This is a genomic window from Streptomyces sp. NPDC012835, assembly GCF_042900885.1.
Taxonomy (GTDB): Bacteria; Actinomycetota; Actinomycetes; order Streptomycetales; family Streptomycetaceae; genus Streptomyces.
In genome coordinates this window covers 490,531-504,436 of sequence record NZ_JBIBBW010000003.1, presented here as the reverse complement: position 1 = coordinate 504,436, position 13,906 = coordinate 490,531, and the positions used below count along the sequence as shown (strand labels likewise).

Here is a 13,906-nt window from a genome sequence, read left to right as displayed (position 1 = left end):
TCCTGATGCTCCCGTACCTCCTGCGGCGGCTGGTCTTCCTGGCCGGCTCGCTTTTCCTGGCCAGCGTGGTGCTGTTCCTGCTGCTGCGGCTGCTGCCGGGCGACCCCGCGAACTCCCTGCTCTCGGTCGGCGCGAGCCCGGAGCAGATCGCCGCCGCCCGCCACGCGATCGGTTCCGACCGCCCGCTGCCGGAACAGTTCGCGCACTGGCTGCGCCAACTGGCCACCTTCGACCTCGGCGACTCCTTCGTCAGTACGCTGCCGGTCGGCCCGGAGATCACCTCCCGGCTGGATGTCACCGTCCCGCTGACGCTGCTGGCCTTCCTGCTCGCCGTGGTCGTCGCGCTGCCCGTCGGCTACGCGGCGGCGCTGCGGGCGAACACCCGGTTCGGGACGCTCATCAGCGGCGTCTCCCAACTGGGCATCGCCGTACCGGTCTTCTGGGTCGGCATGATCCTCATCACCGTCTTCGCCCTGCGCCTGGGGGTGCTGCCCGCCGGGGGCTTCCCGCAGGACGGATGGGAGCGGCCGGGGGAGGCGCTCAACTCCCTGGCCCTGCCGGTGATCACGGTCGCGCTCGTCATGTCCGCGTCGCTCATCCGGTACGTGCGCTCCGCCGCGCTGGACGTCCTCGGCAGCGACCATCTCCGTACGGCGCGCGCCCTGGGCTCCTCCTTCAACCGCGCGATGTGGCGGCACGGGCTGCGCAACGGGGCCGTGCCGGTGATCTCGGTCCTCGGCATCGAACTGGCCACCACACTGCTCGGCGCGGTCGTCGTCGAGACGGTCTTCGCGCTGCCGGGGCTGGGCAGCCTGCTCGCCCAGGCGGTCGCGCAGCACGACTACCCGGTGGTGCAGGGCGTGCTGTTCGTGTCCACCTTCGCCGTCCTGGTCATCGGGTTCCTCAGCGACCTCGCCCAGCGGCTGATCGACCCCCGGCTGCGCGGGCGGCTGTCAGGAGGCACGCGATGAGCGAGGTACGGGAGATGAGCGGTGTGGACGCGACGGGAAAGGCGGCGGTGCCCGCCGCCCGCGAGCCCTCGCGCGGCCGGCGCTCGCCCGCCCTGGTGACCGGCTGCGTGCTCGTCGGCTTCATCGTCCTGGTCGCGCTGGTCTCCCTGGTCTGGCTGCCGTACGCCCCCGACGACACCACGGGCGGGCGGCTCGCCGCTCCCGGCGGCGCGCATCCGCTCGGCACGGACAAGCTCGGCCGCGATCTGCTGACCCAGCTGATGACGGGCGCGTGGATCGCGCTGCGGGCCGGACTCGGCGCCGCCGCGCTCGGCGCGGCGCTCGGCGTCTGCGCCGGGCTCGCGGCGGGGTTCGCGACCCGCTGGCTCGACGACACCCTCTCGACGCTGCTGGATGTGCTGATCGCCTTCCCGACGCTGCTGCTCGCCATGCTCATGGTCGCCGCCCGGTCCGCCTCGCTCGGCTCGGCGGTGCTGGCGGTCGGGCTGGCGATGACGGCGGTGGTGGCCCGGCTGACCCGAGTGCTGGTCAAACGGGTGCTGGCGCAGGACTACATCACCGCGGCCCGCACCTCCGGCACCTCCTGGCCCCGGATCGTCACCGGCCATGTGCTGCCCAACATCTGGCCCACCCTCGTGGTGAACTTCGCCCTCCAGTTCGGTCTCGCCGTCATGGCCGAGGCGAGCCTGTCGTTCCTCGGGCTGGGCGCCCCGCCGCCGAACGCCTCGTGGGGGCGGATGCTCCAGGAGGCACAGGCCACCGTGTTCACCGCTCCCACCGGGGTCATCGCCCCCGGCGTGCTGCTGGTCATGCTGGTCGTCGGCGTCAATCTCGTCGCCGACGGGCTGCGCGACACCCTGGACCCCACCCGGCGGAGGAGCCGATGAACGTGCTCGACGTCAGCGGACTGACGATCCGTACGGACCGGGGACGCGATCTCGTCTCCGACGTCTCGTTCTCGATCGGCGCGGGCTCCCGGCTCGGTCTGGTCGGTGAGTCCGGGTCGGGCAAGTCGCTGACCGCGCTCGCCGTCATGGGGCTGCTGCCGCCCGGCATGACCGCGTCCGGCTCCATCACGCTGACCGCCCATGGCGCACCGCCCGCCGAGGTCGTCGGCGCCACCGAGCGGCGGCTGAACGGGCTGCGTGGCCGCGCGGCCACCGTCGTCTTCCAGGAGCCCCTCACCGCGCTCGACCCGCTGATGCGGCTGGGCGCCCAGCTCGCCGAGCCGCTGCGGCTGCGGCACGGCCGGAAACTGCGCGGCCCCGCGCTGCGCCGCGCGGTGGAGGAGGCACTCGACCAGGTACGGCTGTCCGAGCCCGACCGGATCGCCCGCGCGTATCCGCACGAGATCTCCGGCGGCCAGCGCCAGCGGGTGGCCCTCGCGATGGCCCTGGCCTGCGAACCGGCGCTGCTGATCGCGGACGAGCCGACGACCGCGCTGGACGTCACGGTGCAGTCGGAGGTGCTCGCGCTGCTGGACGGACTCGTGGCGGGGCGGGACATGGCGCTGCTGTTCATCAGCCACGATCTGGCGGTCGTCTCCGCCGTCACCGACCGGGTGCTGGTGCTCAAGGACGGTACGGCCGTGGAGTCGGGCAGCGTGGCCGACATCGTGAGCCGGCCCGTCCACCCGTACACCCGGGACCTGGTGGGCAGCGCCCGCCATCTCGAAAGCGCTCTGGAACGGATCGTCCGATGACTGTGCCGAGCGGGCCGATCCTGGCCGCCGACGACGCCGCGTTCGCCTACCGGGGCGCGCCCGCCGTACTGCACGGCGTCTCGCTGGACATCACGGCGGGGCGCAGCGTCGGGCTGGTCGGTGAGTCGGGGGCCGGGAAGACCACGCTGCTCCGGCTGCTGCTCGGCCTCACCCGTCCCACCAGCGGGCGGATCGTCTTCGACGGCGCCGAACTCCGGCCGCGCGACCGGGAGCAGATGCGCCGCTTCCGGCGGGGCGTGCAGAGTGTCTTCCAGGACCCGTACTCCTCGCTCGACCCCCGCCAGCGGGTCGGCCGGATCGTCTCGGAGCCGCTGCGCTCGCTGGGGCTGACGGGGCCGGGGGCGACGGATTCCGGGCCGACGGCCGCCGGGCCGGCCGAGCCGGGGGTACGGGGGCGGGCGACGCGCGGGCGGGGGCGTGGGGTACGGCGGGACGATCCCCGCGTCGGCGCCGCGCTCGAAGCGGTCGGGCTCCCGGCGGACGCGGCGGACCGCTACCCGCACGAGTTCTCCGGCGGCCAGCGCCAGCGCGTCGCGATCGCCCGCGCCACGGTGTGCGATCCGCGCGTGCTGCTCGCCGACGAGCCGGTCAGCGCTCTGGATGTGACGACCCGGGTGCGGATCGTCGATCTGCTGCTGGAGCTGAAGGAGACGCGGGGGCTGACCATCGCGATGGTCTCGCACGACCTCTCGGTGGTGGCCGCGCTCTGCGAGTGGACCGCGGTGCTGGAGTACGGGCGGGTGGTGGAGCAGGGCGACACCGTCTCCGTACTGGGCTCGCCGTCCCACCCGTACACCCGGCGGCTGATCGCGAGCGTGCCGAGGCTTCCGGCGGCGGACGGCTGACGCGGGGGCGGCCGGGCCGGCGCGGCGGCGGCCCGCGCGCGGACCGGTCTGCGTGTCGGGTCCGCGCGTTGGGTCTACGTATCGGGGTCGGGGTCGGGGTCGGCGGGCCGGGCCGCCGGCTCCGGGCGCAGCCGGCGGTCCAGCGCCATCGACAGCTCCGCCGCCACCACGCTCTGCGCCAACGGGCGCAGCTTCGCCGGATCGGTCATGGCGGTGCCGGCGCGGGCCCGCAGGATGCCGACGAAGATCTCGGCCAGCGCGTCCGCGTGCCTCCGGACATCGCGGCCCGCGTCCAGGACCGCCGCGAGCGGCACGCCCTCCCGTACCAGCGCCGCCGAGACGTCCAGCAGCCGGCGGCTGATGTGGACGATGACCGCGCCGTCCGTGGCGAGATAGCCGAGGTCGAGCGCGGCCGTCAGGTTCTCGGCGGTGACCTCGCCCTCGAAGTAGTCCGCGAGTTCCTCGGGGGAGAGCCGTACGGGGGTCTCCTCGGTGGGTTCGCCGAGACCGAGGACCTCGCCGACGTTCCGGCCGGTCTCGATCGCGGCGGCGAGGTCGGCGATGCCGTTCAGGGTGTGGCCGCGCTCCAGCAGGGCGGCGATCGTCCGCAGTCTGGCCAGGTGGGCGTCGTCGTACCAGGCGATCCGGCCCTCGCGCCGGGGCGGCCTGATCAACCCGCGTTCGCGGTAGAAGCGCACGGTGCGGACCGTGATGCCCGCCTCCCGGGCCAGCTCCTCCATGCGGTACTCGCGGTGCTCGCGACCTTCAGCCATGCCGTGAAGCCTATGTGCACTTCCGCGCCGGGAAGCCGGTGCGCGCTTCCGCGGAGTTGGCTTGGTCCGCCCCCTACCCATCAGTACGGACCTGCCCTACCCTCCGATTGTGCCAGTGATTGCTGGCAGCGTTTGCCCGGTGGGTGGGTCAGGAGGCGGTATGGGCCAGTACGAGCACGTACGCGAAGGCCGGCATGTGCGCGTGGCGGTGATCGGATCCGGATTCGGCGGTCTGGGGGCGGCCGTCCGGCTGCGCAGAGAGGGCATCACCGACTTCGTCGTCCTGGAGCGGGCCGGGTCCGTCGGGGGCGCCTGGCGGGACAACAGTTACCCCGGGTGCGCCTGTGACGTGCCCTCGCACCTCTACTCGTTCTCCTTCGCCCCCAACCCCGACTGGCCGCGCACCTTCTCCGGGCAGCGGCACATCAGGGCGTATCTGGAGCACATCGCCGACACCTTCGGAATCCGGCCGCATCTGCGCCTCGACCACGAGGTGCGGCTGATGCGCTGGGACAACGACGCGCTGCGCTGGGAGATCGAGACCGGCCGCGGCACGCTCACCGCCGATGTGATCGTCTCCGCGACCGGCCCGCTCTCCGACCCGAAGATCCCGGACATCCCCGGGCTCTACGGCTTTCCCGGCAAGGTCTTCCACTCCGCGCGGTGGGACCACGGCTACGACCTGCGCGGCAAGCGTGTCGCCGTGATCGGTACGGGCGCCTCCGCCATCCAGATCGTCCCCGCGATCCAGCCCGAGGTGGCCCGGCTGACCCTCTTCCAGCGCACCCCGCCGTGGGTGATGCCCCGGGTCGACCGGGCGATAACCGGGGCGGAACGCGGACTGCACCGCGCACTGCCCTTCACCGGCAGCCTGCGGCGCGGACTGCTCTGGTCCATAAGGGAGTTGCAGGTCCAGGCGTTCACCAAACGCCCGAACGAGCTGGGGCTCGTCGAGGCCCTCGCCCGCGCCAACATGACCAAGGCGGTCAAGGACCCGGCGCTGCGGGCCAAGCTCACCCCCGCGTACCGCATCGGCTGCAAGCGCATCCTGCTCTCCAACGCGTACTACCCGGCGCTCGCCCGCCCCAACGTCGACGTGGTCGCCTCCGGTCTCGCCGAGGTGCGCGGCTCGACACTCGTCGCGGCGGACGGAACGCGCGCCGAGGCCGACGCGATCGTCTTCGGCACCGGCTTCCATGTCACGGACATGCCGATCGCCGAGCGGGTGGTGGGAGCGGACGGCATCACGCTCGCGGAGGCGTGGAAGGACGGCATGGAGTCGCTGCGCGGCGCGACCGCCGCCGGATTCCCCAACTGGATGACGATCATCGGGCCCAACACCGGGCTCGGGAACTCCTCGATGATCCTCATGATCGAGGCCCAGCTGAACTACCTGGCCGACTATCTGCGGCAGTTGGACGGCCTCGGCGGCCGGGGGACCGGCCGCGAGCGGGTCGCGCTCGCGCCGCGCCCCTCGGCCGTACAGGTCTGGAACCAGCGGGTGCAGCGGCGGATGGCGCGCACGGTCTGGAACACCGGCGGCTGCACGAGCTGGTACCTCGACGCGAACGGCCGCAACACCACCGTCTGGCCGGGCACCACCACCGAGTTCCGGCGGGCGACCCGGCAGGTGAACCTCGCGGAGTACGAGGTGATCCGCGCGGGGTCGCGCACCGGGCCCCCCGGGCCGCGCACCGCGAGCGCGAAGGAGTCCGTCCGATGAGGCGGCCGGTCCGGGAGCGCGAAGTGTCCGTACGCTCCGCCGACGGCTCCCGTATCCACACCGAGGTGCACGGTGAGGCGGGGCGGCCCGCCGTGGTCCTCGCGCACGGCTGGACCTGCTCCCTGCGCTTCTGGGCCGCGCAGCTCGCGGACCTCACCGCCGACCACCGGGTGATCGTCTACGACCAGCGCGGACACGGCCGCACCCCCGCGCCCTCGGAGCGCACGGGCTACTCCACCGGCACGCTCGCCGACGATCTGGAGGCGGTGCTCGCGGCCACCCTCGAACCCGGCGAGCGCGCCGTGCTCGCCGGGCACTCCATGGGCGGCATGACGATGATGGCCGCCGCGCGCCGGCCCGGCTTCCGGGAGCACGCCGCCGCCGTACTGCTGTGCAGCACCGCCAGTTCGCGGCTGACCTCCGGCGTGCGCCTCGTACCGATGCGCGCCGGGCGCGTGCGGTCGGCGCTCACCAGGCGGATCCTGGGGGCGTCCCTTCCGCTGGGACCGGTCACACCGCTCTCCAAGCGGCTGCTGCGCTACGGGACGATGGGCGCGGGCGCGGCACCCGACCGGGTCACGGAGTGCGCGCGCCTCGTGCACGCGTGCCCCCGGCCCGTCCGGGCCGGCTGGTCGCACGTCCTCGACGAGCTGGATCTCGACGCGGAGGTGAGGGAACTGACCGTCCCCACCGCCGTCATCGGCGGCAGCGAGGACCGGCTGACCCCGCCGGGCCAGGCGCGGGCGCTCGCCGCCGCGCTGCCGGACTGCGTATCGCTGAACGTACTGACCGGCGTCGGGCACATGACACCGGTGGAGGCGCCGGAGGCCGTCATCGGGACGATCCGCGAGCTGAGCGCCACGTATCTCACCACGGGTGCCAAGGAGGCGACGGCATGAGCGGCACGGGCGGTACGGGCGGTACGGGCGGTACGAGTGGTACGGGTGGGGCTGGCAGTACGGGTGGTGCGGGGGGTGCTAGGGGCGGTACTCGCGGCGGTGGCCGGCGGAGTTTCCGGCAGCTCGAAGGGCAGGTCGCCGTCATCACGGGCGCGGCGCGCGGCGTCGGTGAGCTGCTGGCGCGCAAACTCTCCGCGCGCGGCGCGAAGGTGGCGCTCGTGGGTCTGGAGGCGGCGGAGCTGAAGCGGGTCGCCGGGCGGCTGCACGGGGAGGGCGACCACTGGTACGCCGATGTCACCGACACCGCCGCGATGGCCCGGGTGGCGGCTGAGGTCGAACAGCGCTTCGGCCGGGTCGACATCGTGGTGGCCAACGCCGGGGTGGCGACCGGCGGGCCGTTCGCGGACTCCGACCCGGACGCCTGGCGCCGGGTCATCGAGGTCAATCTGATCGGCGGAGCGGTGACTGCGCGGGCCTTCCTGCCGGCGCTGCGACGCGGCCGTGGCTACTTCCTCCAGATAGCCTCGCTCGCCGCGATCACCCCCGCGCCGATGATGACCGCCTACTGCGCGTCCAAGTCGGGCGTCGAGGCGTTCGCGCACAGCCTGCGCGCGGAGGTCGCCCACCAGGGGATACGGGTCGGCGTCGGCTATCTGTCCTGGACGGACACCGACATGGTGCGGGGCGCCGACCAGGACGCCGTGATGCGCGAGCTGCGCCGCCGGCTGCCCTGGCCCGCCAACCGCACGTACCCCCTCGGCCCGGCCGTGGACCGCCTCGTCGCCGGGATAGAGCGGCGCGCCCCGCACGTCTACGCGCAGTGGTGGCTGCGCGGCGCCCAGGGCATACGGGGCTATCTGCCCGGGGTCATCGCGACGGTCGGGCGGCGCGAGATGCGGCGCCTCGAACCACGGCTCGGGGAGGTGGCCAGGGGGCTCGTGGGCGCGGGCGGAGCGGCCGACGAACGGGACCGTACGCTGCGTAATTGACCGAAATGCGTGGAATATCGGCTCGTGTCAATCTGGTCGGAACCCCACCCTCACAGGTTTCCGGGCCCCCAAGAAATCAGGAGCTGATATTCCATGGGCATTGCCGACCAGTTCAAGGAAAAGGCACAGAAACTCGCCGACCAGGCGAAGGCGAAGGCGGACGAGAGCAAGGACCAGTCGCAGGCCGGGGAGCGCATGAAGGACGGCGGCGACCGGACCGCGTCCCGGGCGCAGGAGGCGCGCGACGAGATGGACGACCGTTTCGACCACTGACACGCCCGTCCCGCGCGTGAAGGCGGAAGGCGCACCCGGCTTCGGCCGGGTGCGCCGGAGGTCGTGGGTGACGGAGTCCGCCGGGTCGCGGACATGCGCGACCCGGCGGGGCAGGACCCTCGGGCGCGCGAGGTGAAGGGCTTCAAGGCTTTTGAAAGGCAGTTGGAAACAACCTTCCCCAACTCACCCGGTCCCCCCTCGCGTTCACTCACTCGGACGGGTGAAGACACCGACATCCGGTCGGGCGGGGGTGGTGGGTGGGGTTACGCTCTGTGCCGAAACAACTCCACATACGTGAATGGCCTCCGGCCGGGCGGCAACCCGGGTCCGGAGACCTGACCAACGAGGAAGAAAGCCCTTCCCCATGGCTGTTGAGCAGCTTAACGCGCCCGCGCGCCCTTGCTCCGGCGTTTCGTCGAGTGTTCGTCCGAGTGGCGTCATCCGCGTACGGCACCGGCACACCGAGCGCTTCACCGTCGTCGGTAATCACCTCGCCCAGCACCGCGAACTGTCGCTGGTGGCCATCGGGTTGGGCCTCCACATCCAGTCGCTTCCCGAGGGCGCCAAGATCGGCATCAAGGACCTCGTCCGGCGGTTCCCGGAGGGCGAGGTGACCGTCGCCCGCGCGCTGCGGGAGCTGGAGTCGTACGGGTATCTCAGCCGTACGAGGGAACGCACCGCCGGCAACCGATGGGTGACGCGGACCGTCGTGTACGACATGCCGCCGGGCCTCACACCGCCGGTGCCGACGCGGCAGCCGGTGCCGGTGCGGCAGCCCGTGCCGACACGGCAGCCCGTGCCGGTGCCGACGCCTCCGGCGGGGGTCACGGCCGTGCGCATGCCCCTACCCCTGCCCGTGCCCGTGCCCGCCCCGGCGCCTCCCGTCCTACCCGGGCCCGGCCATCCCGAGCCCTCCGATCCGACCCGCCACCGCGCCGCCTCCGAACTCCTCGCCGGGCTCCGCTCGTACGACCCCCGGCTGTTGCTCTCCGAGCAGGCGATCCGGCGCCTCGCCCCGGCCGTCTGCGCCTGGCTGGAGCGTGGGGTCGAGCCCGTGGCCGTACAGCGCGCCCTCGCCGACGGCCTTCCGGCCGACCCCCTGCGTCACCCGGCGGGCCTCATCGGCCATCGGCTCGCCGCGTCGCTGCCGCCGCCATTGCCGGAGCGGGAGGCGCCGCCCCGGCTGGACCCGATCCAGAACTGCGAGCGGTGCGAACGCGCCTTCCGCGCCGTGGAACCGGGCCTCTGCGGGAGCTGCGCGAGCCCCGGCGAAGACGCCGGGGCCCCGGTCGGTGAGGACGGGGGTGTGGCCCACGGGGGCGCCGGTGTGCGGGTCTCTCACCTCCGTACGTTGCTGCGCGGGGGGAGCGGGGGGCGCCGCAGGTCCGGGACCGCGCCGTAGCCCGGCGGGATGCTGGCCGGGTGTCCGGCCAGCAGGTCGAGAGCCATCCACACCGCGTCGTCGAGCTGCGCGTGCCGCCCCTCCGCCCAGTCCAGGGGGGTGCGCAGGGCCTCGACGTCCGGCGCCACGCCCCGGTTCTCGATGGACCAGCCGTACGCGTCGAACCAGGCCGCGTTCATCGGCACGGTGATCACCGTGCCGTCCACCAGCCGGTGGCGCCCCGTCATGCCGACCACCCCGCCCCAGGTGCGCTGCCCGACCACGGGCCCCAGGTTCAGCAGTTTGAACGCCGCCGTGATCATGTCGCCGTCGGAGGCGGTCGCCTCGTCGGCCAGCGCGACCACCGGGCCGCGCGGGGCGTTGGAGGCGTACGAGACGGGCTGGGCGTCGCGGGTCAGGTCCCAGCCGACGATACGGCGGCTGAGCTTCTCCACCACCAGCTCGCTGATGTGGCCGCCCGCGTTGCCCCGTACGTCCACGATCAGCGCCGGGCGCGAGACCTCAAGGCGCAGGTCCCGGTTGAACTGCGCCCAGCCGGAGCCGCCCATGTCGGGGATGTGGAGGTAGCCGCACCGGCCGCCGCTGATCTCCCGTACGGCCTCCCGGCGTTTGGCCACCCAGTCCTGGTAGCGCAGCGGCCGTTCGTCGATCAGCGGCACGACCGCGACCCGCCGGTGCCGGTCGTCCCGGCTCTCGCGGCCCTCGCGCGCCGCGGGCCGGAACGTCAGCTCGACCGTGGTGCCGCCGGCGGCGGAGAGCAGCGGGTACGGGCCGGTCACCGGGTCCACCGGGCGCCCGTCCACATGGGTGAGCACCGCGCCCTCGCGGATGCCCGTACCGGCCAGCGGTGAGCGCGCCCGGGAGTCCGACGAGTCGCCGGGCAGGATGCGCTTGACCGTCCAATCCCCGTCCCTGCACACGAGGTTGGCGCCGAGCAGGCCCATCGCGCGCTGGTAGTGCGGCGGCCCCTCGTTGCGTCTGGCCGGGGTGACGTACGCGTGGGAGGTGCCCAGCTCGCCCATCACCTCGCGCAGCAGATCGGCGAACTCGTCGGGGGAGGAGACCCGTTCGAGCAGTGGCCGGTACTGGTCGAGGACACCGTCCCAGTCGATGCCGCACATCTCCGGCTCCCAGAAGAAAGCCCGGATGACCCGCCCCGCCTCCGCGTACGCCTGGCGCCACTCCGCCGCCGGGTCGACGTCGTGCAGGATGCGCCGGGGATCGAGGAAGACGGTCGTGTCGAGGTCGCCCGGCTCGGTGGCGGGTACGGCACGCAGCTCGCCGTCCCCCACGACCACCAGCCTGCTGCCGTCGCCGCTCGTCGCGAACCAGTCCAGATGGGAGACGAGTTCGCTCCTGCGCGCCTTGGCGATGTCGAAGTGTTCGAGGGTCGGCCGCCCCGACATGTCCGCCGGGTTGGCGAACGTCTCGCCGAGCGCCCCCGAGATCGGCCAGCGCAGCCAGACCAGCCCGCCGCCGGCGACCGGGCGCAGGGCCGAGTACTTGGACGCGGTGACGGGGAAGGGCGTGACCCGGTCGGCGAGGCCCTCGACCTCGACCGTGACCGTGCCGTCGCCCGAGTCGCTCAGCGCGGGATCGAGCCCGCCCGCCGCCGGCCGGCCGTCCGGGGAGAGCGCGAAGGGGGAGGGGGTCGCGGAGGACAGGGGGACGAGATAGGGGCGGCAGCCGAGCGGGAAGGAGAGATCGCCGGTGTGCACGTCGTACACCGGGTCGAAGCCGCGCCAGGAGAGGAAGGCGAGATAGCGGCCGTCGCTGGTGAAGACCGGGTTCTCGTCCTCGAAGCGGCCGTTGGTGACGTCGACGACGGTACGGGCGAAGCTGCCGGAGATCTTGGCGAGCTTGATCTGGCGCAGCGAGCGGCCGATGCCGGGGTGCGACCAGGTGAGCCAGCCGCCGTCGGGGGAGAAGGCGAGGTCGGTGACGGGGCCGTTGAGGGAGCGGATGAGTTCGGTGACGGGGGTGGGGGGCGTGGTGTCCGCCGGGTCCGGGGTGGTGTCCGGGGTGGTGTCCGCCGGGTCCGGGGTGGTGTCCGGGGTGATTTTCGTGCCGGTGCCGGTGCCGGTGGCCGCTTTCGTGCCCGTGTCGGTGTCGGTGTCGGCGGTCTCGTCAGCCTCCTCCGTCTCGTCCGCCACATCCACCAACAGCAGCCTCCCGTCGTGCGAGGCGATCGCGATCCGTTCCCCGTCCGGGTCGGCGACCATCTCCAGGACGCGGCCCAGCAGCCCGGAGGCGAGGCGTCGCGGCTGCCGGTCGCCGCTCGCCCGGGGCAGATACGCGATCTCGACGGCGTCCTCGCCGTCCGCGTCCGTCACGTAGGCGACCTGGCCGCCGCTGCCGAGCATCACCGGGTTCCTGACGCGTACGCCCGGCGTGTCCGCGATGGTGCGGGCCGGGCCGTCGCGGTGGGTGAGCCAGTACAGGCTGCCGCGTACGGAGACGGCGCTCGCCCGGCCCGTCAGGTCCACGGAGATTCCGTCGATGTGGCGGCTCGCCGGGACCTGGTAGCCGCGCCGCCCCGGGCGCGGCCCGCCGAGGCGTACGTCGAGCCTGCGCGGTACCGAGTCCGGCGTCAGCGCGTCCACCAGCCAGAGGTCGCCCGCGCACTGGTAGACCACTCGCCGCCCGTCGGACGAGGCGTGGCGGGCGTAGAAGGCGTCGTGGTCGGTGTGACGGCGCAGATCGGTCCCGTCGGGCAGACAGGAGTAGAGGTTGCCGACGCCCTCGTGGTCGGAGAGGAAGGCGATGCGCCCGGCCACGAACATCGGGGAGTCCAGATGGCCGCCGAGATCCGCGAGTAGCCGCTCCCCGTGCAGCCAGAGCCGGCCGGTCGCCCCGCCCCGGTACCGCTTCCAGGCGGCGGGCTCGTGCGGCGGCTTCCCCGTGAGCAGCAGCGTACGGCGCTCCCCGCCGAGGTCGGCGACGGCGATGTCGGACACCGGGCCCCAGGGCAGCGCGCCGCCGGGCGACCCGTCGGTGGGCACGCTGTACGCCCAGGCGAAGTACGAGAAGGGCTGGCCGTGCGAGGAGACGGCGAGTACCTGCGCCTCGCCGTCCTTGTCGGGCGGGGTCCAGCCGCAGACCCGGGCGTCGGTGGCGCCCCAGTAGGTCAGCCGCCGGGAGGGTCCGCCCGCCACCGGGGCGAGGTGGACCTCCGGATCGAGGCTGCGCCAGGTCGTGTAGGCGATGTGGCGGCCGTCGGGCGAGAAACGGGGGTGGCCGATCCTGGTCCGGTCCACGGTCACCCGCCAGGCCCGCCCGGGCCGCTGCCCGGCCGGGGGGAGGGGAGCGATCCAGAGGTCGTCCTCGGCGACGAAGCACAGGGTGTCGTCGTGCAGGTGCGGGAAGCGGAGGTACGCGGTCTCGTCACTCACCTCCCCCATGCTGCACTTGTCGGGCGCGTCCCGCCTCCGGGAAGGACTCCTTCGGGCCGGTGCCGGGCTCTGTGGCGCAGACCACAAGCGAAACGGTTTCGTTTCGTTCGGCGGCGGGGTTATCTTCGTACTGTACGAAACCGTTTCGTTCGGATCGGATTGCGGACCAGGGCTCGGAACAAAATTCCGATCAGGGTCCGGATCAGGTCCGGATCGGGTCCGGATCGGGTCCAGATCAGGGAAGGCCGGCCATGGCACGCAGCAGACTCACGCCCGAGCGCGAGGCCGAGCTGTACGCCGCTGTGCTCGACCTGTTGCGCGAGGTCGGTTACGACGCCCTCACCATGGACGCCGTCGCCGCCCGTACCCACTCCAGCAAGGCCACCCTCTACCGCCAGTGGGGGAGCAAGGCGGAGCTGGTCGTCCGGGCGATGCGGAGCAACAAGCCGCTGCACGCGGACCAGATCGACACCGGCTCGCTGCGCGGGGACTTCCTCGCGATGGTGACGCACGTCGACGACTGCCAGGTGGAGAAGGACGCCGCGCTGATGCGGGGTCTGTTCCACGCCGTGCACAACAATCCCGATCTGTACCAGGCGCTGCGGGAACTGCTCGTCGAGCCCGAGGTCAACGGGCTCCAGGCGATGCTCCGGCGAGCCGTGGACCGCGGGGAGATCCCCGCGGACAGTCCCGCGCTGAAATATGTCACCCACATGCTGGTCGGCGCCTTCGCCGCCCGGCAGCTGATCGAGGATCTGCCGCCTGACCAGGCGTTCCTCGGTCATTACATCGACGCCGTCGTCTTCCCCGCCCTCGGCGTCTGAGTTCCGCGTTTCTTCCGCGACACCCGTCAGTACCCGCTGGTATCCCCTGGTACCCGCATGAGTACCCGCAGCATCCGCAGCACCCGCAGCAC

The 13,906-nt window shown here is 72.9% G+C and carries 12 protein-coding genes; 10 read left to right on the top strand and 2 right to left on the bottom strand.

Translation table 11 applies throughout. From position 1 onward, the window contains the following. Positions 1-5: 5 nt before the first annotated feature. From ACFY6S_RS15470 to ACFY6S_RS15455, 4 genes are read left to right on the top strand one after another with little or no spacing between them, the layout of a single operon-like run. Complete coding sequence (locus ACFY6S_RS15470; RefSeq protein WP_388816359.1) at positions 6-971, top strand: ABC transporter permease; 966 nt, start codon at positions 6-8, stop codon at positions 969-971. After that, positions 968-1,858: an ABC transporter permease gene (locus ACFY6S_RS15465; protein WP_388816356.1), complete on the top strand. Its 891-nt coding sequence runs from the start codon at positions 968-970 to the stop codon at positions 1,856-1,858. Before ACFY6S_RS15470 ends, ACFY6S_RS15465 begins: the two co-directional genes overlap by 4 nt. Then, entirely contained in the window at positions 1,855-2,673 is an 819-nt protein-coding gene (locus ACFY6S_RS15460) for an ATP-binding cassette domain-containing protein (RefSeq protein ID WP_388816354.1), read from the top strand. Before ACFY6S_RS15465 ends, ACFY6S_RS15460 begins: the two co-directional genes overlap by 4 nt. Next, entirely contained in the window at positions 2,670-3,539 is an 870-nt protein-coding gene (locus ACFY6S_RS15455) for an ABC transporter ATP-binding protein (protein ID WP_388816352.1), read from the top strand. Before ACFY6S_RS15460 ends, ACFY6S_RS15455 begins: the two co-directional genes overlap by 4 nt. A 74-nt stretch (positions 3,540-3,613) precedes the next feature. Here ACFY6S_RS15455 and ACFY6S_RS15450 read toward each other — a convergent pair whose 3' ends face one another. Next, the gene (locus ACFY6S_RS15450; RefSeq protein ID WP_388816349.1) at positions 3,614-4,312 is read right to left on the bottom strand and encodes a MerR family transcriptional regulator; all 699 of its coding nucleotides are present in this window, start codon (positions 4,310-4,312) and stop codon (positions 3,614-3,616) included. Positions 4,313-4,472: 160 nt separating this feature from the next. Between ACFY6S_RS15450 and ACFY6S_RS15445 the strand changes: the two genes are divergently transcribed. The 5 genes from ACFY6S_RS15445 to ACFY6S_RS15425 all read left to right on the top strand — a co-directional run bounded on the left by ACFY6S_RS15445 (position 4,473) and on the right by ACFY6S_RS15425 (position 9,598). Next, positions 4,473-6,035, top strand: a complete 1,563-nt coding sequence (locus tag ACFY6S_RS15445) for a flavin-containing monooxygenase (protein WP_388816346.1) — start codon at positions 4,473-4,475, stop codon at positions 6,033-6,035. Continuing rightward, on the top strand, positions 6,032-6,934 hold the full coding sequence (locus ACFY6S_RS15440) for an alpha/beta fold hydrolase (RefSeq protein ID WP_388816343.1): 903 nt from the start codon (positions 6,032-6,034) through the stop codon (positions 6,932-6,934). The genes ACFY6S_RS15445 and ACFY6S_RS15440 overlap by 4 nt, the downstream gene beginning before the upstream one ends. Continuing rightward, a complete protein-coding gene (locus ACFY6S_RS15435; RefSeq protein ID WP_388816341.1) occupies positions 6,931-7,923 on the top strand; it encodes an SDR family oxidoreductase in 993 nt (330 codons plus the stop codon). The genes ACFY6S_RS15440 and ACFY6S_RS15435 overlap by 4 nt, the downstream gene beginning before the upstream one ends. 93 nt (positions 7,924-8,016) lie before the next feature. Further along, complete coding sequence (locus ACFY6S_RS15430; RefSeq protein ID WP_388816338.1) at positions 8,017-8,196, top strand: hypothetical protein; 180 nt, start codon at positions 8,017-8,019, stop codon at positions 8,194-8,196. Between the two features lie 364 nt (positions 8,197-8,560). Continuing rightward, positions 8,561-9,598 carry a helix-turn-helix domain-containing protein gene (locus ACFY6S_RS15425; RefSeq protein WP_388816335.1) on the top strand — a complete coding sequence of 346 codons (1,038 nt, stop codon included), beginning with the start codon at positions 8,561-8,563 and terminating at the stop codon, positions 9,596-9,598. Here the strand turns inward: ACFY6S_RS15425 and ACFY6S_RS15420 are convergent. Next, entirely contained in the window at positions 9,535-12,990 is a 3,456-nt protein-coding gene (locus ACFY6S_RS15420; RefSeq protein WP_388816333.1) for a S41 family peptidase, read from the bottom strand. The two genes, ACFY6S_RS15425 and ACFY6S_RS15420, sit on opposite strands and share 64 nt — an antisense overlap. Before the next feature lie 251 nt (positions 12,991-13,241). Between ACFY6S_RS15420 and ACFY6S_RS15415 the strand changes: the two genes are divergently transcribed. Then, positions 13,242-13,814 carry a TetR/AcrR family transcriptional regulator gene (locus tag ACFY6S_RS15415; protein ID WP_388816330.1) on the top strand — a complete coding sequence of 191 codons (573 nt, stop codon included), beginning with the start codon at positions 13,242-13,244 and terminating at the stop codon, positions 13,812-13,814. Positions 13,815-13,906: the final 92 nt, after the last annotated feature.